General features: G+C 57.9%; 19 protein-coding genes. 3 read left to right on the top strand and 16 right to left on the bottom strand.

Annotation, left to right across the window (positions count from 1 at the left end; genetic code table 11):
• The first annotated feature begins 148 nt into the window (after positions 1–148).
• Complete coding sequence (locus tag AC0L28_RS01960; RefSeq protein WP_287076137.1) at positions 149–391, top strand: hypothetical protein; 243 nt, start codon at positions 149–151, stop codon at positions 389–391.
• An 83-nt stretch (positions 392–474) separates the two neighbouring features.
• Here AC0L28_RS01960 and AC0L28_RS01955 read toward each other — a convergent pair whose 3' ends face one another.
• From AC0L28_RS01955 to AC0L28_RS01920, 8 genes are all read right to left on the bottom strand, one after another.
• Complete coding sequence (locus AC0L28_RS01955; RefSeq protein ID WP_473475236.1) at positions 475–1,173, bottom strand: sugar transferase; 699 nt, start codon at positions 1,171–1,173, stop codon at positions 475–477.
• A 437-nt stretch (positions 1,174–1,610) separates the two neighbouring features.
• Positions 1,611–3,548 (bottom strand): GNVR domain-containing protein, encoded by a 1,938-nt coding sequence (locus AC0L28_RS01950; protein ID WP_287375080.1) that lies wholly within the window; start codon positions 3,546–3,548, stop codon positions 1,611–1,613.
• 59 nt (positions 3,549–3,607) lie between these two features.
• On the bottom strand, positions 3,608–4,378 hold the full coding sequence (locus tag AC0L28_RS01945) for a response regulator transcription factor (protein WP_287374617.1): 771 nt from the start codon (positions 4,376–4,378) through the stop codon (positions 3,608–3,610).
• Between the two features lie 407 nt (positions 4,379–4,785).
• On the bottom strand, positions 4,786–5,505 hold the full coding sequence (locus tag AC0L28_RS01940) for a Crp/Fnr family transcriptional regulator (protein ID WP_023799608.1): 720 nt from the start codon (positions 5,503–5,505) through the stop codon (positions 4,786–4,788).
• A gap of 906 nt (positions 5,506–6,411) precedes the next feature.
• Positions 6,412–7,551: an acyltransferase family protein gene (locus tag AC0L28_RS01935; protein ID WP_473475234.1), complete on the bottom strand. Its 1,140-nt coding sequence runs from the start codon at positions 7,549–7,551 to the stop codon at positions 6,412–6,414.
• A 578-nt stretch (positions 7,552–8,129) separates the two neighbouring features.
• Positions 8,130–8,858, bottom strand: coding sequence for a hypothetical protein (locus tag AC0L28_RS01930; RefSeq protein WP_023799611.1), 729 nt, complete (start codon positions 8,856–8,858; stop codon positions 8,130–8,132).
• 78 nt (positions 8,859–8,936) lie between these two features.
• Positions 8,937–9,752 (bottom strand): glycosyltransferase family 2 protein, encoded by an 816-nt coding sequence (locus tag AC0L28_RS01925; protein WP_473475232.1) that lies wholly within the window; start codon positions 9,750–9,752, stop codon positions 8,937–8,939.
• A gap of 106 nt (positions 9,753–9,858) precedes the next feature.
• Positions 9,859–11,028, bottom strand: coding sequence for a glycosyltransferase family 4 protein (locus tag AC0L28_RS01920; protein WP_473475230.1), 1,170 nt, complete (start codon positions 11,026–11,028; stop codon positions 9,859–9,861).
• Between the two features lie 174 nt (positions 11,029–11,202).
• Between AC0L28_RS01920 and AC0L28_RS01915 the strand changes: the two genes are divergently transcribed.
• The gene (locus AC0L28_RS01915; protein WP_473475228.1) at positions 11,203–12,120 is read left to right on the top strand and encodes a sulfotransferase family protein; all 918 of its coding nucleotides are present in this window, start codon (positions 11,203–11,205) and stop codon (positions 12,118–12,120) included.
• A 21-nt stretch (positions 12,121–12,141) separates the two neighbouring features.
• Here the strand turns inward: AC0L28_RS01915 and AC0L28_RS01910 are convergent, their stop codons facing one another.
• The 8 genes from AC0L28_RS01910 to AC0L28_RS01875 all read right to left on the bottom strand — a co-directional run bounded on the left by AC0L28_RS01910 (position 12,142) and on the right by AC0L28_RS01875 (position 21,895).
• The gene (locus tag AC0L28_RS01910; RefSeq protein WP_473475226.1) at positions 12,142–12,738 is read right to left on the bottom strand and encodes a sulfotransferase family protein; all 597 of its coding nucleotides are present in this window, start codon (positions 12,736–12,738) and stop codon (positions 12,142–12,144) included.
• A gap of 485 nt (positions 12,739–13,223) precedes the next feature.
• Entirely contained in the window at positions 13,224–14,297 is a 1,074-nt protein-coding gene (locus AC0L28_RS01905) for a hypothetical protein (protein WP_473475224.1), read from the bottom strand.
• A gap of 153 nt (positions 14,298–14,450) precedes the next feature.
• A complete protein-coding gene (locus AC0L28_RS01900) occupies positions 14,451–15,623 on the bottom strand; it encodes a glycosyltransferase family 9 protein (protein WP_473475222.1) in 1,173 nt (390 codons plus the stop codon).
• Entirely contained in the window at positions 15,613–16,797 is a 1,185-nt protein-coding gene (locus tag AC0L28_RS01895; RefSeq protein WP_473475220.1) for a glycosyltransferase family 9 protein, read from the bottom strand. The genes AC0L28_RS01900 and AC0L28_RS01895 overlap by 11 nt, the downstream gene beginning before the upstream one ends.
• A gap of 8 nt (positions 16,798–16,805) precedes the next feature.
• Positions 16,806–17,984, bottom strand: a complete 1,179-nt coding sequence (locus AC0L28_RS01890) for a glycosyltransferase family 9 protein (RefSeq protein WP_473475218.1) — start codon at positions 17,982–17,984, stop codon at positions 16,806–16,808.
• A 6-nt stretch (positions 17,985–17,990) separates the two neighbouring features.
• Entirely contained in the window at positions 17,991–19,796 is a 1,806-nt protein-coding gene (locus AC0L28_RS01885; RefSeq protein ID WP_473475216.1) for an ABC transporter ATP-binding protein, read from the bottom strand.
• A gap of 308 nt (positions 19,797–20,104) precedes the next feature.
• Complete coding sequence (locus tag AC0L28_RS01880; RefSeq protein WP_473475214.1) at positions 20,105–21,085, bottom strand: glycosyltransferase family 2 protein; 981 nt, start codon at positions 21,083–21,085, stop codon at positions 20,105–20,107.
• 162 nt (positions 21,086–21,247) lie between these two features.
• Positions 21,248–21,895 (bottom strand): FkbM family methyltransferase, encoded by a 648-nt coding sequence (locus tag AC0L28_RS01875; RefSeq protein WP_473475395.1) that lies wholly within the window; start codon positions 21,893–21,895, stop codon positions 21,248–21,250.
• A gap of 343 nt (positions 21,896–22,238) precedes the next feature.
• On the opposite strand from AC0L28_RS01875, the gene AC0L28_RS01870 reads away from it, so the two are divergent.
• Positions 22,239–23,246, top strand: coding sequence for a GSCFA domain-containing protein (locus AC0L28_RS01870; RefSeq protein WP_473475212.1), 1,008 nt, complete (start codon positions 22,239–22,241; stop codon positions 23,244–23,246).
• Positions 23,247–23,357 lie beyond the last annotated feature (111 nt).

The raw sequence follows: 23,357 nt of genomic DNA, 5'->3' as shown, positions 1-23,357 counted from the left end.
ACACCGCCACGATCAATGAACCAGACCCTGACTGCGCCGCCGGAACCGCTGAGCTAAAATGTTGGGCTTCACAAAAACGAGCGACTCTGCTTTGCTTGGGACAGGGGTCGTCTTGCGCGGCGTCGATCGACCCTGGGAGGAGGTCGCCGTGTTGCTTGCCATTGTCGGCGTTGCCGGTCTTGCCCTGGCAATAGGGCTTACGTTGCGCGCGCCGGCGCTGATCGTGGCGACCTTGGTGGTGATCGTCGGCAGCATCGCTGTAGGCAGTTTTCTTCACCTGTCTGTTCCAAGCACCATTCGCTCGACGTTTTATCTTGTTGTCGTCACCCAAATTGCCTATCTGGTCGGCCTTGCAATTGCCGTGCTGCGGCATCGCCCAAAGCGACAATAGAGTGGGCGACAATAGAGTGGGCGACGATCCCCTTGCGACGATCGCTTGAGGCCGTTTCTGCCGCGCCCCTGACATAGCCAAGGTCAGGAGGTCTGATCGAACTTCATCATGGCCGGTATCGTCAGCATCAGGATCGAAAGATCGCGGCGCAGAGACCATGTCCGAACGTACTGCGTGTCCAGCAATACGCGATGCGAATACTCGGTCGTGTTTCTCCCGTTTATCTGCCAGAGGCCGGTCAGTCCTGGCCGCGTCTTCAAATATTCGTGCGATGCGGCGCCATAGCGTTGCAATTCGTCGGCAACGACAGGACGCGGGCCGACGCAACTCATGTCGCCCCGCAAGATGTTGAACAACTGCGGCAGTTCATCCAGGCTCGATTTGCGGAGCATCTTTCCGAAAAACAGGATACGCGGATCGCAGCTCAGCTTTTGATTGGCCGCCCACTCCTGGGCGGCTTGTGGATTGCAACGCAGATGCTGTTCGAGCACCTCCTCGGCATTCGGCACCATGGTGCGGAACTTGTAGCAGTCGAAGGCCTTTCCATTGAACCCAATGCGCCGGTGAACGAACAGCACCGGACCGCCTGTTGTCGCCTTGATCAGAAGCGGGATCAGAACCAGGATCGGACCGGCCAGGATGAGCGCTATCGAGGCTACCATCAGATCCAGCAGCCTCTTGGCCCAACCGCCGAGCGGATGCCGGCTTTCGGTCCGCACATCGTCGTCCATAATAGCCAGCTCTTCGCACTGCCGCAGGTTACTTTCGATCACGTTGGACATTTTCCGCTTGCGCTCGATTTCAACTTTTCGTTTGCATTTTGGCGACGACGGATGATCTCCGGCAAGCAGGGAAAAGGTGGTAGATCGGGGGTGTTTGGCAGCTTGGGCTACCCCTTAGTTGCTAGGCCGGGTACGGACGAATGGCTGCTCCGTTCAATGCCTGGCACGATATCGGAATCGATTTTTCGACGCGCGACGCCCTGAAGGGGCGCGGATTCCCTTTGACGGGCAAGCGTCGGACGGGGAGGTGTCGAGACTTGCCGCGGACTCTAAAGCGCGTCGCATTTGAAACGGATTCATGCGACGCGCTTTAAGTCTTGTTTTGATGCGTGTCGTCATCGCAAAACCGCTGCGCACCCTCGGTTCAAGCTCTGGGTCAGGCCCGGGGGCATGCTTGACATGCATCAGCTCGACCCGCCGCGAGGAGGACGTCGATGTCAGCGCGGCGCCTGACCTGCGCGCTTCCGGTAACGCCGGGCCGAAACAGTACGAACACGTGTCATCAACACGCCAAGGACGGAGGAATTGGTGTTTTTGAGCGTCTGCGTCAGGTCTTCCAATTGATCAAGCGACGTCACGCCCCACTGCGCCACCACAATCACGCCATCAAGAAGCGGGCAGAGAGCAAGCCCTTCGGCACCGGAACTAAACGGTGGGAGCTCAACAATGACGATACTGTAACTACCAACTTCGTTCAGCAATTTTTCCATATTATCGGGAACCAGCAAATTGGCCGAATTCGACGCATCGTTATTCAAGTAATAAAACGATGTCTTTTCAATGAATCGGATTTGCTTGCCGATGTCTTTGGGGCTCGCGGAATCCCGATCGATCACGTTGAAATCGGAGGAAAAGAGACGTTCGTTGGACAGTGCCGACTTATCGTCGGCGTTGATCACGAGGGTCGGTGTGCCCGTCGCCCCACACAGCGCCGCCAGATTGCTTACAATGGTGCTCTTTCCGTCACCGGGGGACACGGATGTAATTCCGATGCGACGCCTTGAAGGGGTGGCCCCGGCCAGGCCCATGATCGCCTTGACGCTCCTGAGGCTGCCGCTGAATGAAGAGTCCGGATTCCTGAGCACCTCGTCAAGCCGGCCAAAACCACCCCGCCTGAAACTGACCGGCGGCAATTCTCCAATACAAGCCAGGCCCAGTTCGCGGATCTGACGCGGGGTCCTCACGTTCCGATCGAGGCCGCGTCGCGCCACGGCGAACCCGATGCCAGCCACCATTCCGGCAAGCGCGCCAAAGGCGAGGATCAGCGTCTTGCGCGGCCGACTTGCTTTCTTGGGGCTGGTTGCAGAGGTGATGACACGAGCATCGGCGATCAGATAAGGCTGTTGGTCGACCGAGTTTGTATACGCCGCGAGCAGGCTCTCATACATCTTTCGATAAGTGTCGGCGGTAACCTCCAACTGCTCCAGCGTAATCTGGTGTGTTGGCTGTCCTTCGCTGAGCGCCGGGTTCTGTCCCGCGACGGGCGCCTCGTCCTGACCGATGCTGTAGTCGTGTTTTGCGCGAAACTCCTGGGCGACCCGGGTCGCCCGGTTCATCTGATCACCGACCTCCCGCATCCGCCTTTCCAACCATGCGATGCCTTCGCTAGCCGTTGCTGTTGTCGTTTGCACTTGCTCGCGCACGAACGCTTCCGCTGTGGCGTTTGCGATGCGTGCCGCCAACGCCGGATCCTGAGACTGGAATGTAATGTCCATTGCATAGGAGACACCGACACGCTGGACATCCAGGCCATCGCTGAATATCTCCACCGCCTGACGCCGACGCTCGGATTCCAGCTGCGGGCTGTTCGCCTCCATTCGATCCGGCCAGGGCAGCACGCGATGGAAGAAATCCGTCAGCGCAGCATTGCCGGCATGGAGTCCGCCGGCATCAACGATGCTCATCCAGGCTCTGCGAAACCTCTCGCCGATGGTTGGACCGCCCAGCCCACTGAAGGTTGGATTGTCCATGAGTCCAAGGTCATCGATCACCATCATCGCGATCTTCTGGGAGCGCAGAACTGCAAGTTGGCTCTCGACCTGAGCGGTATCGAGCGACAGGTTGACTTCGGCCGGTTGCTGCTGAAGGTTTCTGGGTATCTTCGGTTCGATCAGGATCTGGGTGCGCGCCGAATAAATAGGATCCGAGGTAGCAAAGTAGAACGTGGCGCAAACGATTCCGGCGACGACGAACGCCAGAATCGAGAAAAGATACTGCCGAGCAAACGAGACAACGTCAGCGAGGCTGATAAAGTCCTGCGGTGCGTCCGCCCCGAGCCATGGCTTGTGAGCAATTGCCGCCGACGGCCGGTCTAGCATGGCTTCAATCCATATCTGCAACAAAAAGAGCGGCGAACTGCAACGGTCGAGCAGCATCGCCACCGATGGGCCCCGGTTCGAGCATGCAGCCGCGCCACTGTTATGATGACAACCGTTTAGCTCGATCGGCCCAACAGGTGGGCGCCAGGAAACATCTCATTGAGCTTGTAGACGACCTCCGTCCTGTTCGTCGCCTTCAGCTTCTTCATGATGTTGCGGATATGGACCTTGACCGTGCTCTCGCGAAGGTTGAGCTCATGAGCGATTATCTTGTTCGCCTTCCCACGCCTGAGAGCCAGGACGACCTCTTCTTGCCGCTCCGTGAACACACTCGCCATGGGCCTTGTCATTTCGACGGTTGTGTCGATTGCCTTGTGCTGGGCAAGAACGCTGCTTGCAGGGACAAATGTGCCACCGGCAAGGACAAGATTTACGGCTTCAACACAGATCTCGAAACGGATCGATGAAGGGATGTAGGCTTTTGCGCCATAATTCAACGCCTTCAGAATCTGCTCCAGATCGTCGGTATCGGCCAAAATCACCACTGGAACCGGATGGGCCTCATTCACGAGATCGGCGATTTCGCTGCCGGTCCTTGCATCTGTCACCTTTCGGCTGCCCACGTTCAGCAGAATGGCCGATATCGACAGTGCATTCTCTTGATGCCGCCACTCTTCGATCGAGCCGAACGACAGGATTTCCTTCCCGATGCCATAGGCGGTCAGGCATTGCGCAAGACATTGTCGGTCAAGCACTCGCTCGTCCAGCAGAGCCAGGCAAGATTCGGTCAAGCCATGTCTATGAAGATGTATTCCATTCCCGGCCTTGCGCGATACGAATTCAAGTGCACCGGGTGATTTGCTATCCAGTTGAATTGTCGGAACCATGAACTTACTCCCCAAACTCTACCCAACGTTTCGAGACCAGTACGAGATGTACTGCAGGCAAATACTATTTCCCGCGAACGATGATCTGTTCGCGTCGCCTTCACTATAACCTCGGGATTTCCCAAGCCCCACCTTGGACAGCACTACCCCGTCCATAATGTTTATCGCCGAAAAGATGTGCCTTCACTAATTTAGGTTAATAAAACGTAAAAAATTTTTTACCCCTTCACTTGGCCCTAGCAATTTGGTCTAGGAGGGAGGTAGCCAGAGAACACACCGACTGGAATCTGGGCCTCGCGTTGTTTGCCAGGCGCGGCGGTCCGTCGGCAGAGACAGCCGGCGTCGCCGATGGCAGTGCGGCTTCAAGGCGCGTCGCGCCGCCTTTGCGTCGAGCGCCAAAACAAGTGTCAACCATCGATATACCTGTCGTCGAACTCGGCAAACTTGGTTACGCCCTGCCGATCCAGCACGCGGACATGACCTTGGCGGAACTCCAGAAGCCCGCGTTCCCGCAATTCCCGCAGCATTCGATTGACATGGACCGGCGTAAGGCCGAGCGCGTCCGCGAGGTCGTACTGGGTGAGAGGGCATGCAAAGCCGGTGCGGCTGGCGGCGCCGACGCGCTCCAGTCGCGCTCTCAGCTCGAGCAGCAAGTGCGCTGTACGCGCCAAGGCGCTGCGTCGGCCTATATTGGTGAGGTGTTGGGCAACAAGCGCCCGCTGGCGCGCGAGCGTTTCAAGAAAAAGCGAGGCTATGTGGGGCGACTTCGCTGCTCCAAGAGCAAGCGTCTTGGCCGAGGCTTCCAGCACCGCAAGGTCGGTTTGAGCCACAAATGTCTGAAGAGCAGCGCCCGAGTACGTCTGTGGCAGGACAATGTCGCCCTTCAAGGCAAAGTCCAAGATCTGTCGCTGTCCACCGGCAAGGTCATGAGAAACGCAACCCCAGCCAGACTCGATTATGAAGACGCGATCGCCGTCCTCCCCCTGATTGACGATAGCGGTTTCCGCCGCATATCGCTTCGGCATGAAGCCCAGCGCCTTGATATACGCCTTATCGTCGCTTTTGACTGCGACTGACGTCGGACGGTTTTCATTCTCACTCGATGAAAGGCTTGTAGCATACGTCATTCGATACCCCGCCAATCCTCCCCCAGATACCTCCCTACGCAAAAACCTACTCCAGCTTTGACGTGTTGAGTACCCTGCACGGGCTACAACCATTGGCTGATGTTGCACTGCACTCTCACAAAAAAGCAAGGATCACGCCTGATCGAGCGCAGTAGGACCGGAATTCATCATAAAGTTCGACCGACTTTCTGCACCATCCATTCGAATGGCGAGGTCTCCGGCGGTCGGAAGCGCCTGGTTGCATCGTGCAACTTTCGTACACGCCACCCTTGCGGATTGCTTACGGCTTTCGGCGTGACTGGCTCGCCCCCCCGACAGCAAGGCCAGGCACTGTTGCTGACTTGCGGTCGCGCTGACGTTGTCGGGGGCGACCCGGCGATCGTTCAAAATCGGGGCGGATCGTACCGCTACCCGATCCATGCAACTTTCTGATTTCACTCGCAGATAGCAACTCGGATTTGCCCCCGGATCGAGCAGCACCGGCACTCAGTTAAACCGCTGAGGTCAGATGCCTGATAAAACTGGCAGGTCCTGCTGGGCCCCGGCACGAGATTTCCTCATTGCCGTGACGAGATTTCTACGGGTAAGATCCTTCGTTCACACGCCGGCCAGTTCGGCTCGACGAGCAGCTTCGCTGCAGTGCCAGCGGCTGGAGCAGGCCGATTGACAGCCCCTCTTTCGAGCCAGACTGTCTCCGGGTTCAGCTGCGACACAGGGTTACGCCATTCGCGTTAGCTTAGAACCCCCTGATACCTCGCAATTGCGAAGAGACCGCTCGCCACCTACTCGGAAGAGATGTATTCGAGATTGTCGCCAGGCTCTACCCTGGCTGTTGATGTGGTCGGCCCGCATCCCACTGCTCGCCACCCAAAGGCCGTGGGATTTCCTGCCTTCCTCTCGGAGACGCTAAACCGCCATTCGATCGCCTTTGGCTTCGGGTCTGGGGAACCCTCGCCTGATGGCGTTCTGTATCCGCTTTTCCAGCGACATGACCGCCATGCTCAAACCCAAAACACATAGCATGGACAGTACAAAGGCAATGGGCGTCGAAAATCCCAATGAAAATAACCCCCAGACAACAACCATGCCAACCGAGTAATGATTCAAATATAGAGGGTAGCTAATTCCCCCAATGTATCTCACCAAATTATGGCAGCCTGAAATCTTGTATTTAATAAATTCATTATACCTTATTCCTGCTGCCATTGCATACATGCACGTCAACCACACGATCACGGCGGCGGTTTTATAGGCATAGCCGCGTTCGATCGAGACAAAAATCTCGGCGGTGCCCATACAGCCAAAAAACAACATCAATCGTATCTTCCCGGCATGCCCCATTTCGTTACGGCCATTGCCGCCGTTCCTGACGAGAAAAAGGATCATGCCTGTTGCGAAGAAAACGCCGTGCTGCAGCAGAAGCAGTTTGAAGGGGAACCGCGAAAGCACTGATATCGCTTCTTCCGGCCGAATGGACGGCGGCAGCAAGTGCAGCCCGGAAAGAATGAGAAGGTATACCGAACTCGAGAACCCTATTATTTTGGCCAGATCATAGAGTGATAAGCGAAACCTCGACAAGATTGACGCGGCCACGAGGACGTAGAATACGGCCTCGACGACGAGAGACCATACGACCCCGTCGATATAAGGGCCCTTGGGAGATAAGGTCACCGATCTGCCAAAATCCATCAGAAGACCGGAAAAATCCTCGCCATAAAGAGATCGTGCGGCCAGGCTGACGAGCGCGGACAGCCACAAGGCGGGCAAAATACGCGTAGCGCGCATGCGCGCAAAACGCAGCGCTTGCGATGCGCCGCCTTCGCCTGCGGCGCTCATGGCAATGACGAACCCGGAAATTACGAAAAAAACTTCGACCCCTACAGCACCCAAACCGGCAAACGCCGACAGAAAACCGAAGGCGACATCGCTTCCCTCGGCGACTGACGCCCTGCTCCAGGCGAATGTCGCGAAATGGTTCAGTAACACCAGGAGCGCTGCAAAAATGCGCAAGAAGTCCATGACGTGGTAGTGGACATTGCGTTCCATGAAATGTTTCCGAACCTTGCCAGAGGCCAAGGTCGAACATTATCGCGAAACGGTCAGTACACCTGCTACTACATTCGGATATAGCCGAATTGATTAGCCCTCGGACATGACTTTTCTCGTGGGCAGATCCACCGATCTGCTACGCCCGGATTGCTCGGCGCCTCAATAATGTTGAGCAGCGTTGCGTTTCGATCGCTGCCATTGACGAAGAATGCCAGGCGCGGCCTTGTAAGCGCATGGCTGTTGCTCACCGCCGTCCTGGCCGCGATCTGCAAGGAAGAACTGGTTGAGAAGGTGGAAGGCGGTGACGCGCTCACGGCTCCACCCGCCCTACTCCTAATTGGGTGTCGCCCACTTGTATGATGCCGTGCTAATGTTTTAGCCGGCTTGGGAGGTTCCAATCGACCTCATTGCGAATGTTTTCGCCGGCACGTGGGCTGCCGGCGTGCTTGCCGCCATCTGGTATGTCTGGAGGCGGCCCTCGCTGCCCATTGCCGAAAACAAGCAGGACCGCGATTTGCGGGAATGGCTGGACGGGCAGGTGTAGAGGGCCCGCCAGCACTGGGTTTTTTGACTGGCTACCGGGTCGCCGAGCGCGAAAGAGCGGCTTCTGCCTGATCGGCACTCAGGAATTCGTCGCGTTCGGCTATCCACAGATCCGCATAGTCGACATTCTGCCACTCGGCAAACCACGGACCGCCACTTGTATAGTGGACTGCCTTGGGTGTGCCATGCGCCGGCTTTTCGTTCCAACCTTCAAGCCAGTTCCACTCTACCGGCAGCGAGCCCAAATCCTCATCGGCAACCCACTGCATTCGATGGAGGTAAGCGCCACTTTCGCGGTTCACGACCTCCGGCGTAAGCGATTTAACCGCAGGATGCGCGCAATTGAACAGCATCAGCGACGACCAGTTTTTTCGCGGGTAGGATGTCTGGACGACGCCATCCATCTTGGTGGTGGCCTTCGGCGTATAGTCATGCTGGACGCAATAGACCGCCTTGTTCGACTTCGTGTATTCCAGCAAACCTGCGACGTCACCGAGCCACAGGAAGTCGCAGTCGCAGAACAAGGCCCAACCCGTATAGTCGGCGAGAAAAGGCGTGAGAAACCGCGTATAGGTGAACTCTGTTGACGCGAGCGGATCTTTTTCCCGCCAATACAGTTCACGGGCACGCAGCTCGTCCTGTTTGATTGGAATGACGGAGACAGGCACCGAAGCGTTTTTGAGCAAGGAGTGTCGCGCCACGTCGTAGGCGATCGGCTCACGGCTGTCCCATCCAACGAATACCCTAAACGCATCAGTCATATTCAGTACCTTGGCTCCAATTTCAAAACGGGCACACACTAACTGTCTGGCAACAACTCGGCAACAATGGCGCGGAAATTAGCCAGGGCGATTTCTGAAACCCGCGGATTTGCCGTTCACCCCGGCCCGGCTTTCCTCGGCGCACTCCGCCTTGCCGCCCAACGCGACAAGCGCCCATTTCTGATAGGTGTAGCCGGCCGAATAAGCGGCGACCATCGCGCCGGTCGAACCGTCGAGAAACCCCAGCCTGAAGACATAGCTGTTCATATAAGCCCAGACCGAGCGCAAAACCGCCTTGCCGATCGAGCTTTTTTTCCCCTCGGCAAGCAGCCGCGCGGCGGACGCTTGCGCGTATCTGCCGATCTTGTCATGCGCGTCCGCCAGGTCGGCGATCGAGTCATGCTCCATGGGATAGGACAATCGCGAGACCTTGCCATTCACCACCACCTTCTCATGCACGGTGTCGTTGCTGAAACGGCCGGACTGGCGACGGAACAGCCTGAGCACCAGATCGGGCGACCAGCCGCCATGGCGGACGATGCGCCCACAAAAGCGTGACCGTCTTGGTATTTCAAAACCGTCACAGCCTTTCGGGTTGGCGATGGCGGCCCTGATTTCCGCGGCCAGCGGCGGCTCGACCCATTCGTCGGCATCAAGCGAAAGCACCCAATCGCCTGTCGCCGCGGCCAGCGCGCGGTTTTTCTGCGCGCCGAAACCCGGCCAATCCAAGGTGATCAGCACCTTGGCCCCGAGCCCACTGGCGATGTCCCTGGTTCGATCGGTGCTGTTATTGTCGAGGACGACGATTTCGTCGGCAAAATCTACCGAGCCAAGGCAACGTGCGATGCACGCTTCCTCATTGCGGCTGATTATGACGACTGAGAGCGCCGGCACGGTCAGACGGTTCCGGCATCAAAACTGCGACTGTTGTTCAAATGAAACTGTCCCCGACCGGTTGGCACTTCGGTGATACTAACGGATTCAAAAAATATGTCGAAAATTATTTCAGGTCGAGACTTTCGTAGAGCGCTATCATTTTCCTGATCATGATGTTGAAATCGTAGTGTTCGGCCGCCGCCCTGACCCTGGCCGCAGTCTCAGGCCGTGACGACAGCTGCAGCGCGCGGGCAAGCCCGGCGGCGAGGTCGTTTACGCTGGCTGCGTCGCAAACAAGCGTCGGCTCGAAGCGTTCGACAAGTTCGCGCGCCCCACACCCGGTGCTGACCACGGCGGGCAAGCCGCTGGCCATGGCTTCGATCACCACTGTGCCGAATGGATCATAGATGGAAGGCAGCACCGCAATGTCGGCGGCGCCGTACCATGGCAGCGTATCTTTTTGCGGTCCCAGCATGCGGAGCCTTGCACCAAGACCAAGCCTGTCACCGGCCCGCTGGAAGGTATCGGCGCGCGAATCGTGGCCAATGACCCATAACTCCGGCTCATCATCGAGCATTGCGACAGACCTCATCAAGGCAAGAAGTCCTTTTCGCGCAAAACCCGAGCCTACGAAGAGAACGACCGGCCTGTCATCGTTGACGCCAAGCCGTGATCGGACTACGGCTCGATGCTGTCTGCGCAACTTAGGGTTGAAGCGCTCCAGGTCGACCCCGTTGGGAATATGGTGCACGCGTTCGGCCGGATAGTCGTAGTGACGGACAATGTCCTCCGCCACCATTTTCGAAATGGCAATCACCGCTTTAAGCCGTGGGCTGCCATAGGTCGCGCGCTCGAGCCGCAGCGTCTGGCGGTGAAACGGGCTCAGCGCCATCGCTGCCGTGCCAAGCCGCGTCTCGAAACGCCGTCGCTCGGCAAGATAAGCGGCATGAACGCCTTCCCCGGCCCGGAAGACGTCGCAGCACGGAAGGCGATCGTTGCTCTGCACCAGGGCCGGCGGCATTTCGGCGATCTTGCGGCAGGCGGCTCGAGCAAAGGACGTCGCCCGCAGGGAGCGGGGAAAGCGGCGGCCGGCGCACTGGATGAACTCTATGCCTTCGTGTCGCGGCCAGTCGCCTGACAGCACGGCCACCGGCCGTTGACGCGCGGCGAACGCCGCCATGATGTTTTCCAGCATGATCTCGCCTCCGCCAAAGGGCGCGTAGCGCTGGCGCACGAACAGGATAGGCTTTTTCGGGTCAGCTTGAACCCGTTGATCATGCCGTGGCAAATCCATGCGACCTCGCAACGCCCTTTTGCACCCCGATCAAGCTTTCCAACTTGGCGGGACTTTGCTCGCAGTCTATTAAGCGTGGCAAGCCGGTCCTGGATCGGGGCGCTGGCGTATAGTTCCGCGTGGTTGCGGCTATGCCACGACGGTAGACTGCTTTCAAGGCGAGGGTTTTTGCCGATGACCACCAGCCATGTCTCGCCCGCCGACAAGACCGTCTCGGGCAAACGCAAAGTCGGCGTGGTCCGCCGCCTGGAGCGCTCGTTGCGACCGGGGCTGCGAAATCTCCGCGGTCTGGTCAAGGAGCCGTTTCTAGCCTGGACGCATCCGGAAGCTCTGGCTTTCTACCGCAGAGCGATGCAAACCGCTTATCTGCCGGACGACCTGATCGACGTCGTCCCGCAACTCAAGATCCTGTATCTCGCCACGCCGAAGGCGGCGAGCAGCCGCATTCGCAGCAACCTTGCAGCCATGATCGGCAATGACACCGTGTCGGAGTGGCGCAGCGACCAGAACTGGAAGGTGCACAACCGAAAAGCGTCGAGCTTGCAGGCGCCTCGCCATGGCATTGTGCAGTTCCATCGCATGGCCACAAGTCCCGAAGCCTTGCGGTTCACCTTCGTTCGCAATCCCTATACAAGGCTGTTGTCGTGCTGGGCCGACCAATATCGCGACCGCCCCCTTGTGCCTGGCTATGGCAGGGTGGAGGTCTATCTGGCCCATCGCGAAAGGGCGGATCCGTCGCTGCCTGTCGGTGCTGACAAGAGCCTGTCGTTTGCTGATTTCGTCGCCTTTGCCTGCACGACCTCGACATGGCGCATCGACAAGCATTGGCAGAGGCAAAGCGACATCGTCGACCTTCCAGGCGTTGTGTTCGACCTCATCGGCAAAACCGAGACTTTCGCACGAGATTTCGAACGGGTTCTCGATCATGTCGGTGCAAGCGAGGAAATGCGACGCGCGGCGATGCCACCTCTGCACACCTCCTCGCGCCGCAGGCTTGCCGACTATTTCACGCCAGAACTGGCCGATACGATTTACCGCGCCTATGAGCGCGACTTCGATCAGTTTGGCTATCCGCGCGCGCTTCCAGAGTGAACAATCCGCGCGACGGAACCCTCAAACATACCCGAACGCCTGCATCAGCGGTTTGCCGCGTCCCTCGGTAAGCTCCTTCAATTCCATTTGACCCAGTTCGGTCTTCCAGCGGCCGCGGCCATCATAGATCGGCTTGTTGACCTGCTGGTTGCGGAGCGCGGCATGTTGGGGTTGCGCATCGAGTGTGAACCATCGTTGCGGGTTCCGATGATAGTCGAGCAAACTCTGGTCGAACGACAATCCCAGGAAGGTGCAGATCTTTCCGATGGTCGCTTCCGGGTCATTGACAAGATCTTCGTAGCGGTAAATCAGGACGTCCGTGCTGCCGCGCTCGGCAAGCACCATTGTGTTGTCCGAAATCCAGCGATCCAGGCTCTCGGTCGCATCGCCAAGCCGCTTGGTCAGCGAAGCAACGGTATCGCGCCCATCGCGTACCGGCATCACGAACTTCGCGCCCGGCACCAGACGTCGTATCCGGTCGACACGTCTGATATGACGCGGTGTCTTTTCAAGCAGCACCGACTTGCCCGCCCCAATGGCCGCCCGTTTCAGCTTCGAGTAGCGATACAGCGCAAGTGGAGTCCATTTGAAAAACACGTTGGTTTCTTCGAATGGCAAAAAGACATCGGCATGCGAGGCAAGGATCGTCGCTATCAGCGTGGTGCCGCTATGCCCGCATCCGCAGACAAAGCCTTTGCATCGGATCAATTCACACCTGCCCTGTCGTCGGCATGAGATATGCCATGCCGCTGAAAGGCTTCATCGAGCCATTTCCAGTAATCGAGCCGCGCAAGCATCGTTTGTATCCCGCCGCACATCTTCATAGCGCAGAAGCGCAATCTTTCGCACGTGACTTGCGCCTGAAATATCAGACACCGCAGTGTCGCGCTAGGAGCCGTTTGCAGCGAGATTTGTCGGGTCGATTTGCGCAATGTCCCTCAGGCTTTTCTGTTCGGCGACGGCCAGATCGTCAAGCACTACGCGCAGCCATGTCCGCCCGGATTTGGGAAAACGAGACGACAAGGAGGGGGCGGCTTCCTTGCAAAAAGGCGGACAACAAACTCAACTTATGGACTCCGATTGCGGCACTTTGATCGAGCGGATCAGCGATTGTAAATATCGATTAAGGCTTCGGCGATCCGTTGCGAAGCCGGCACCTTTGGATCAATCGACAGATTGGCATTGAGGAAATCCCGGCTTTGCTCAAAATAGGTCGGTCTTGACCTGACCGCAGCGCGGATATCCTCGACGAGGTCATGCTCCGACAATGTTGGTTTGAAGGCGCCCATGGGCCTGTCGAACTCGACCATGGGCGAAACCGGCGGAAACAGCACCACCGGAATGCCGCAGGCGATTGCTTCGTAAACAGTGGTGCTTGGGCGCGTTACGAGCGCCAGAGCGTCCGGGAGCAGCTGTGCGAAATCCAGCGGCGATTTGTTCGGCATATCGACTTTTGCGAACATCGTGGGGTGGACGCTAACGACATGGGCAAGGCCGAGTTTCGCACATGCGGCTGCCACGGCTTCAATCGCCTGGCGATCTGCGGGGTCCTCGATATTCCCCTTGAAGTTCACCAGCACAAAAAGCCCTTCGTCGTGCCTGGCACCAGCGCTTGCGGCGGCACGCTCAATGACCGGGGAGCCGACAACATATGTCGGCTGTCGCCTTTGCTGCAGCGCCGCTGGTCCCATCGACAGGATGTAGTCAGCTCTCACAAATCGATGCGGCCGCAGCTCTCGCGCACCTCCGATGAGGCCGACCACACGGACCATGCCGAAGTTGATGGCGTCGATGAATCGCCTAAAAAATTGCGGCGCAAAGTCACTTCCAGTCACCAGCATGTCACCGGGCCTGATCATCCGCTCGAGGTCAGCAAAGCCGATATGCGATATTCCTCGGGCGTTGAGTTCAGGTCGCGCTACGCCGCCGCGTTTCAATCCATCGAGATGCGCGAACACGCAGCGGATGCCGCGGTCACCCAGAATTTCTGCCGCGTCAGCCAGCAGCCGAACATTGTTGCGGTTGTGTGGGACGAAGTAGACCGTCCTCGTCGCTGCCCTGCCGCGAGCGTAGATACGCCCGCGCTTGAACAGATTTCCTGGATGCACAAGCCGGTACGCCGCGAGGAGCCGCTGCACAAAGCCATCGCTGACAGGAGAAGACGCCTTGTTTCCCAAACTACTACCCAAAGATATGCATCGCCTCTTGCCCGTGAAATTTAGAACGGCCGCCCGCCGGTTAGTTTACACTGGTCTCGCCGTCAAGAAGGCGCTTGACTGTCCGCTGGTTGTAACCTGCCTGGGACACTCGCGATGCCTTGGGTGGTGGATTCAAACAGTGCTGATGAGTGAGCCCATCTGGTTTTGTGCGTCTTCCATCACCGCAGCCCAGGGTCGTTCCCGCTTCGAGACCAGCACGGCGGAAGGATAGTAAGGCGTGCGGTCGCCCTCGACCGGCCAGGAACGTTTGAAGCCGTCACCAAGGATGAAGACCGAAGGGATGCCGAGTGCGCCGGCCAGATGCGCCCCGGTGTTGCTGATGGTTACGACGGCGTCCATCGCCGCGACCTGCGCGGCGAAAAGATCCATGTCGACGAGTTGATCCACCAAGACGTCGTGCAGGATGCGCGCGGGATCACCATCGGTCAGGATTTTCAGGTCGGGCTCGATCCGGCCATATTGCAGCGAAACGAACTGCAGGTCCTGTCGACCGAGCAGGCCGCGCCATGCCGTGAGTGGCGGCAGGTCCTTGCCGGGATTGGAGCTGCCCCATGCGACGCCGACCAACGGCCGGCCGTTCCTGCGATAGCGGGCGCGAAGGTCAGCGACCCGCGCCGGGTCCGGCTTCAGGGGAACAAAATGCTCCCGGATCGTGGTCTCATCCGTCTCGAACACGGCGGTCAGATGCTGGACGCCGGCAAAGAGATGGGCCTCGCCATAGGCTGCCTTGGTCCCCTGACCGACGGCCCGCACATCGGCGGCGGGAAATGTCCGCTGAAACAGCGGCACCAAGCGGTGCTCGACCAGGACGATCAGACGAGCGGCCCGGGCGAGCGCGCGGCCGACGGAACTCGCATGGTGGATCGCGGTGGCCAGACCCTGCTTTTCGGTTTCCATCAGATCGACGAGCAGGACCTGGCCCGAGATATCCTGGCCCAGCCATTCGCCGTCGGCGCGGCCCTCGACGATGTGGCGCCGGGCGATCTTGAGTTCGGCCGCCGGGCCGTAGGCGCCCATGCGCATCAGCGCCTTGCTGAGCTCGTCCAGCAGGTGGACCTCGCGCCTCGACTTCGCGATCGATCCCAGCGCCAGGGCTTTCGGCAGCGCCGCCGACCAGTCGCGCGCCTCGATGCTTCGCCTATAATCCGCCATCTGATCGGCAATGTCGCCATCGCGCCAGCGCAGGAAAAGCTGCCGCCGGTGACGACGGAACCAGACCTTGTAATTGTAGCCTGCGAGCGCGACAAAGCGGCGAACCCGGCGAAGCAGTTGACTAGCTTCCATCACCAACTCCACCGATGATTTGCGCAACCCGTCCACGTGCTTCCCGCATCGCGGACGCCCACGCCTGGCCGCCCTTTCGCACCAGTCGAACGCTTGGATATGTGGCGACGGTCTCGCCGAAGGCAGGCCACGACAGCCTAAACCCATCGTCGAGCAGGACGACGGTCGGCACGCCGAGCGCTCCCGCCAGATTGGCACCGGTATTGCTGATCGTCACCACCGCGTCGAGGGCGGCGATTTGCGCGGCGAAGCGGTCCATATCCGACAATTGGTCCACGGACGCGTCATGGATGATGCGTCCCGGCGCCCACCGCTCGAATTCGGAGAGCGCCGGCCCGACATCGCCATATTGCATGCTGACGAAATGGCCCGGCAGACCGCCGAGCAGCGCCCGCCAGTCATCCAGAACCGGCAGGTCCTTGCTTTTGTTCAGACTTCCCCAGGCAAGGCCGATCAGGGGCCCCGGGCCATGATCGAGATAGGCGCCGCGCAACTCGGCGACAAGCCGGCGGTCCGGCTCCAACGGAACGAAGGGCGCACGCGCTGTCGGCTCATCCGGCCAAAAATGCCTCGCCAGTGTCTCGAAGCAGGCGAAGACATCGGCGTCGACCGCCGCCGCCGCTTCCGCCTCTGGTCTGACATCGAGCGCGGGATATGTTCTGCGATAAAGTGGCGCCAGTCGCGGCTCGATCAGGACGGTGCACCGGTCGGCGGCCGCGACCACCGGGCCAAGCAGCGACGCGAACTGGAGGAAGATTGCGAGATCGCCTTCGCGCCGCTCGACGGCAAGCCTGCGACCAGCAAGATCACTGCCATCCCATTCGGGCCGGCCGGGCACTTGCTTGCTCGACGCAATCAACTGCCAGGCACGATTGCCGCCGCGGAGGCGTCTCAGTCCACGCCCGGCTTTTTTGACAAGCCCGCGATCGCCAAGCTGCTCACCGAGCAGGCCGAGTGCCAGCGCATGTTCCCGGGCCGCCTGCCAGTCACGCCGTTCGACACTCTGCGCCATCAGGCTCGCATGCCGTTTGACGCTTTCGTCAGCATGGCGCGAGGGGCGCTTAAAAAACTTCCTTGCCCGATCGAGAACCTTCTGCAGCCGCTTGCCGTCAACACCTTGCGGGCGCAGGTCGGCGGCTTTTGCCTTTTCAAGGATGGACCGTCTGCTCGGCACAGCGACCCTCAACTATCGCTAGACAGCGTCGAACGCGCCGTCAGAATCGACGAGAGCCGCCGGCCGACGTCGTCGAGTACCACCGGCCACGGACGACCTTCCTTGCGCATGACGATGCCGTTCGGATACCAGGGCGTTCGATTGCCAGTCACCGGCCACGCTGTTTGAAACTTGTCGTCGATCAGGAAAATGGTCGGCACGCCGAGTGCTCCGGACAGATGGGCCGCCGTATTGCTGATCGTCACCACGGCATCGAGCGCGGCGATCTGCGCGGCGAAACGGTCCATATCAAGCATCTGGTCGACACTGTCGTCATAGATAAGCCGTGCGTCATTGCCGTTGCGCAGGCGCCGCAGCGCCGGCTTGATCTGTCCGTATTGGAGGGAAACGAACGTCGCCTGTGTCCGGGCGATGAACCGTGCCCATTCGGGGAAATCAGGCACGTCCTTGCTATGGGATTTGCTGCCCCAGGAGAGGCCGACCAATGGTTGATCCGTCATCGAGCGATAGCGTTTGCGGAAGATCTCGACGAGTTCAGAATCGGCCCGCAGCGGCACGAAGTCGGCGGCTAGTCTTTCGGCATCGCGGCCGAAAATCCAGGCGAGATTTTCGAAGGTCGCAAATTTGTCACCAACGACATTCTGCTGCGCTGGGACCACGGTTGCGTTGGGGAACGTCCGCTGCACAAGCGATACGAGGCGCGGCTCGACCCGAATCGTCGCACTTTGCGCACATGCAGCGGCGGCGCCGGCCAGTCGCGCATGGCGGATAACCCGGCCAAGACTGCGAGGGTCATCCTCCACAAGATCGATCAGCAGCCTATCCGAACCGAGGTCTTCTCCAGTCCACTCATTGGCGCCTTTCCCTTTTCGTTGCCGGCGAGCGGAAAGCCGAAGCTCGGCCGCCCGCGCGAAGTTGCCCAGCCGTTCGAACGCCTGGCCTGCCTTCTGCATCATCTCAGGGTCGCGGGCACGATCGGCCATGATGGCCATTTCATTGGTACTTGCTTCAAGCCCTGTCCAGTCCCTGCGCGCGATCAGCGCGTCGACCTTGGCCTGCTGCTCAAGAACGGAACGAGGCCTGGAGCCGGTAAACAGCGTCCGCACGGCCTTTGTGTATCTGCGCAACCGCAGGCCCAATCCACCAATCACATACCGGATGTAGGAACCGTGGTAAAAACTGGTCATCGGCCTTCAGCGCAATACGCTCTGCCGCAGCTTTTTGCCGCTTTCGACGAGCGGAGCGGACGTCTCCAGATGGAAGATCGAGCGATAGATTTCGCTGCGCCTGGCAAGCTCTTCATGAGTCCCGGAGTCCGCGAGGATGCCAGCGTCGAATACGAGAATGCGATCGGCCGCCTTGATGGTTGAAAGCCTGTGCGCAATGCAGATCACAGTGCGCTGAAATGCATCGTCGAAGGCAGCCTCCATGACCGCCCGTTCGTTTTCGCCGTCGAGCGCGGATGTTGCTTCATCGTAGACAATCACCGGAGCGTCTTTGAGCAGGGCGCGCGCGATGGCAACGCGTTGCTTCTGCCCGCCCGACAGGTTGGCACCGCCCGGCCCGACAAGCGTGTCGAGCCCGCTTTCAAGGTTCGATGCAAAACTTGTGACCCGGGCGAGTTCCGCCGCGGAATCGATTTCTTGATCCGTGGCGTTCGGGCGTCCGTCGCGAATATTGTCACGGATAGAACCTTCGAACAGGAAGATATCCTGTGACACCAGTGCGATATTGTCGCGAACGTCGGCCAGGCTGATCTTGGCAATGTCCTTGTCGTCGATGAAGATCCTGCCCCTGTCCGGCTCCATCAGGCGCAAGATCAGATTGACGATGGTGGTCTTGCCAGCGCCGGAGCGGCCAACGATCGCCAGCTTCTCACGAGGTCGGACCTCGAAGGAAACACCGTGCAGCGCCGGGCTGTTGCCTCCATAGGAGAAGGCCACATCTTCAAAACGGATACCGCCCTCGACGCCGGTCAGTCGCTCGCCTGCGGTTGCGAGTTGTCGCTGTTCGGGCGTGTCGATCAAATCATACATCTGCTCGACGGCAACCATTAGCTTCTGGATATCGACATTGACCCGGGCCAGCCGTTTGGCGGGCTCATAGGCAAGCAGAAAGGCGGTTATGAAGGCCATGAATTCGCCTGGTGTCTTGCCGTTTCCGAGAGTCTGCCAACTGGCATAAATGAGGAAAAGCCCGATGATGAAGCCGCCGCCCGTCTCCATCAATGGACTCATCAACGCCGATGTCCGGTTGATCTGGACGCCGCGCCTTTCCATCTTGCGGACAGCCTTAGCGAAACTGGCGATCGCCTTGTCCTCGAGCTGGAACGATTTGATGGTGCGAATGCCGTCTATGGCTTCCGTGCCGATCGACTGAACCTGTGCCGCCAGCTCTGTTTCGCCCCTTGCCAGCGACTTGATCTTTCGCGTGATCGTGCTCACCGAGAGGAAGATCACCGGCAAAGCCGCCGCCGATATAAGCGACATGGTCGGGTCCTGCACGACCATGACACTTGCCAGTCCGACCAGGGTCAAAACGTCAGAGGCCGTGTTGCTCGTCAGCGTGATGATGACGGACGCACCGGCGCGTGCATTGAACATTATCTTGGAAATGAATTTGGCCGGATGCTGATTGACGAAATGGCCAATGTCGAGGCGCATCAGCCGGGAAAACTGCCGGTGTTGGAGGTCCGACACGATGGCCCTGCGGACGTTTCCGGTCGTAATGGTTTGACCGTATGCCGCGATGCCCTTGACAGCGGAAAGTCCGATGATTGCCGCGCTGATACCCCAAACGGCGGCGGCGTTCCTGTCGATATAGATGCTGTTGATCATGTCACGCATGATCCAGGCAAATCCGGACGTCGCCGCCGCACCGGCAATCGTGCACAGCAAACCGGCGAGATACAGCTTTATGTGCGGCGGCAGGTTCTCGAGGATCAGGCGCTTGACCAGCGGGTACGCCAAGGCCGCTGAAATTCGTCTCTTTGCGCTCATTCGGTTTCCTGCTGCGATGTGTCGTCGGTGTCAGTTGGCCTTTGCCGATCCATGCGACTTTCGCGACACCGCTCGCACATCTGCTATAAATCTATGTCGGATTGCTTGTCTGTGACTTTGTTCGGACCCGCAGTCAATGCCGAATCCGGATGCCAGCCCGCGTTGACGGGATCGGCGACTATGGGAGCATACACAACTCTCCGAAGGGTCCAAGAGGAATGATCGCCTGGGCTTTGGAATAGAGCCTCTGGCAAAATCGGGCTCCCAACCGCGAGAATTGGTGAGCAGCCAAGGACCGGGTTGTCGATCTAATCATTCCAAGAAATAGCTTGGGTCAGGCCCGCACCGATTATATCCTGAATACCCGAATACCTTTGCGAAATTTCGCTCATCACATTGAAGTCCGGCTTGCCGATAGTGGCGGAAAGGTATTCCTTGTATTTTGACGCACCGTTCCAATATTGGCCTTCATCGACCGCGACCTGAGCCTTCGTCGTGAAATTAGAGAAAAACTTAAAATGAAGAAGAGCGCCATAACTCTCCACGTGGTTACGCCAATAGGGTAGCGGAGCGTGAATTGAATTTAAGATCGTCAATCTATCTCCGTATACGAACGGATATTTGGTTAGGGTGTGCGTACCAAACGCCCGGCTTCTCGGGCCACCTCGGATTTTGATATTTTGCGGGCTCGTCGAGTAATCGTATCCTGAAGCATCGAAATGATCGGCTATCTCCCAAGGAGCGCGTTTTGGGTCAAACGGAAAGTCCCTTAAGTCTCCTGCCGGATACATGTCGATCATCGGCGCCAGCAGGTGCTTCATGCCTCTTTTTTGGATCCAACCGGCGAGGTCATGCAGATCGTGGCGATCCATGCCATCATAAACCAGGTATTCATCCGCATCCACGATCACGTACCACCGGTTGAACCCGTATCTGCGGATTATATCCTGTCGCCAGAAAGTTCCGCGCCCTGCTTCTCCATAGGTCTTTCGTGAGATGAATACGTCCACATCTGGCTGGCTCAACAGAAATTCCCGTGTCCCGTCCTCAGAACGGTCATCGACAATGGCAAATCTGGAAACGCCGATCGATCGATAGTGATCAAGGAATGGAATTATCTCAGGGTATTCGTTCCTGACGACTGCCACAAGCAAGATTTCTTTTTGAGAAACTGGCGATAGATTTCCACGCGCTTCTAAATCGTCTTTCCTCAGCGCATTGCGAAATCTATACTGAATTGTGTCGGCAATCGATCTACGGAAAATATGAAACTGGCTTCTTTTCTTCATTTGAGCTCACAAATTTCAAGGGGCTGTCCGCACAAGGTCGCAGCGGCCATGTTCGGATCGCCATGTTTTTTTCGAACGTCGCTCATCACTCGACTTGTTACAGGTGATGGCAAAGGTGGTTATGAAGGCGCGATCCAACTCGTCAACATCCAGTGGAGATGACTAGTGCCAGTCCAAGTTGATTTTATTGGCCCAATCTCGTTTGATTGCTTCGCGGAGCGCGCGCGTACGTTCTGCAAGCTGTGGGATTTTTTTCTCGTGGGTTTCAGCAAAGATCATATCGATCTTGTTCATCAATCCGCAGGATAATATCGATTCGAGCATTGGCACTTCCGCGCCCTCTACATCAATCTTCAGTATCCGCACTGGAGATCCAAGCCCTCTAACGAAATCAACTATGCTTAACTGCTCAACCTCAGTGTAGTCGTCTTTCGAGATGTTAGATTTGTCTGCATACAAGGAAGAGGATTGCGACCAAAAGTCTGGGTCAGAACTGAATTTACGTGACCGGTAGAGCTTCGCAGTCCCGGATTGGTCGGCAAGCGCCTGCTGATAGAGATGGACATTTTTGAATGCTCCAACGTTCTTGCGCAGCCGTTCGAAGGTGTAGGGGTCTGGCTCGAAGGCATGAACCGTCGAGCCCGTCTTAGCCAAGGCCGAGGTGATCTCACCCAGATTCGCGCCGGCATCTATGACAATATCGCCTGGCTTCAGCCGCCGGCAGGCCCGTCCGAACAGATACGAAGCATTCCATGAGGGACGCCCGAACCAACGGCTGTAAGCGTGATATTTTAGCAATTTAACGTTCATAGTCACACAAAAAGATCCTGTCGACTCCACTGAACGTCGGCACCAAAATCCTCTATGCGCAAAATCCAGATGAGAGGGAGACGTTCTATGCCAATTTTGGTGCTGCTCTGCAACAGCGTCGCCGCGATTCTTGGCGTGTCTTAGAGCAGTCGCTTTAATGATCGGGGCTTAGGGCCTATTTTCGGTTGGCTTTGAAGAGAGCGTTTGCGACGATAATGGGCTTCCGCACGACGGCAGTGATTGCGAGCTTTGGCGGCGTGCCGGCCGGATTGCGGCCAGCGGGGAAGCGGGCTAAACGTCGGGCATTGCTGTCAGCGGCCAACTATGACGATCATGGAGCGATGTGACATTGCTGGAGCGAGTTCGACGAAAGTATCTTCGGCTCCGCAAGCGACTCGGGTACATTCAACCTATCCATTTGGCGGCTGCGGACAAACTGAATAACAAGTATGGCGATTTTTCCAGTTCAGGCGTCATTACAATCCGTAAAAATGCAGTATTCACTCGAAAAGATATATTCTTCACGATGGGAAGTTGCTTTGCGGAGGAAATTCGTCTTGCGTTAACAAGCAAGCAGGTCGCCTGCGTTCCGTCTTACAGAAATATCAGTTTCGACCCAGCGCAAGCCATTGTAGATGAGCTGCCCGGGCGAGAGCATATGAACTTCTATAACACGTTCACTGTTCGCCTTCAGATTGAGCAAATGCTCGGCTTGTGGGATCAAGCCAATGACGACTGGTGGCAGATCAAAAAACCTGCGCCTTGGGGTCCGATCTGCTTTCAGGACCCCTACCGCCGTCTCATCCTCGCCAAATCTCCGGAAGTTCTCAAAGAGGTGATCGAGAGCATGAACAGGGAGATGCGGGTTGGCTTCGATGCGGCCACGGCATTCATATTTACCTTCGGAATGACTGAGGTCTTCATCAACAGGGCCAGTGGCAAGGTAGCAGCACAGAAACCGCTTTATCGTGGCGGAGGCGGAATGCAGGAAACGACGCTTCACGTCAGCAGCTTTCAGGAAAATTATGCCAACGTGATGGCTACCGTGGACATGGTCCGTCAACACAAACCCGATGCACCGATAATTCTCACAGTCTCACCGGTTGCATTGGCTCGGACGTTTCAAGACGCGGATGTCGTCACGGCGAACACTGAAGGCAAATCCGTTCTTCGGGCTGTGCTTGGTCAAGTCTGCCGGGAACGGGACAATGTCCATTACCTTCCCTCATTCGAGCTTGTCACCTATGGAGGCCTCACTCATAGCTACGAAGAGGACTTACGGCACGTAAAGAGATCGGTCGTCGACGACATCGTTGAACAGTTCTTCAGCGCGTACTTTGCTCCGTCGTAGGCGTCATCGTACAGACACCCCGTGCCTTGCCGCCGTGACATCGTCTCTTCGTGTCGATGGAGAGTAGCCGCAGCCATTCAGCGCTAGACGTTTGTGGACGGAAACTAGACT

Source organism: Mesorhizobium sp. WSM4847 (assembly GCF_055811335.1).
The sequence above is the reverse complement of the archived record's forward strand: the minus strand, read 5'-3'. Positions and strand labels throughout refer to the sequence as shown.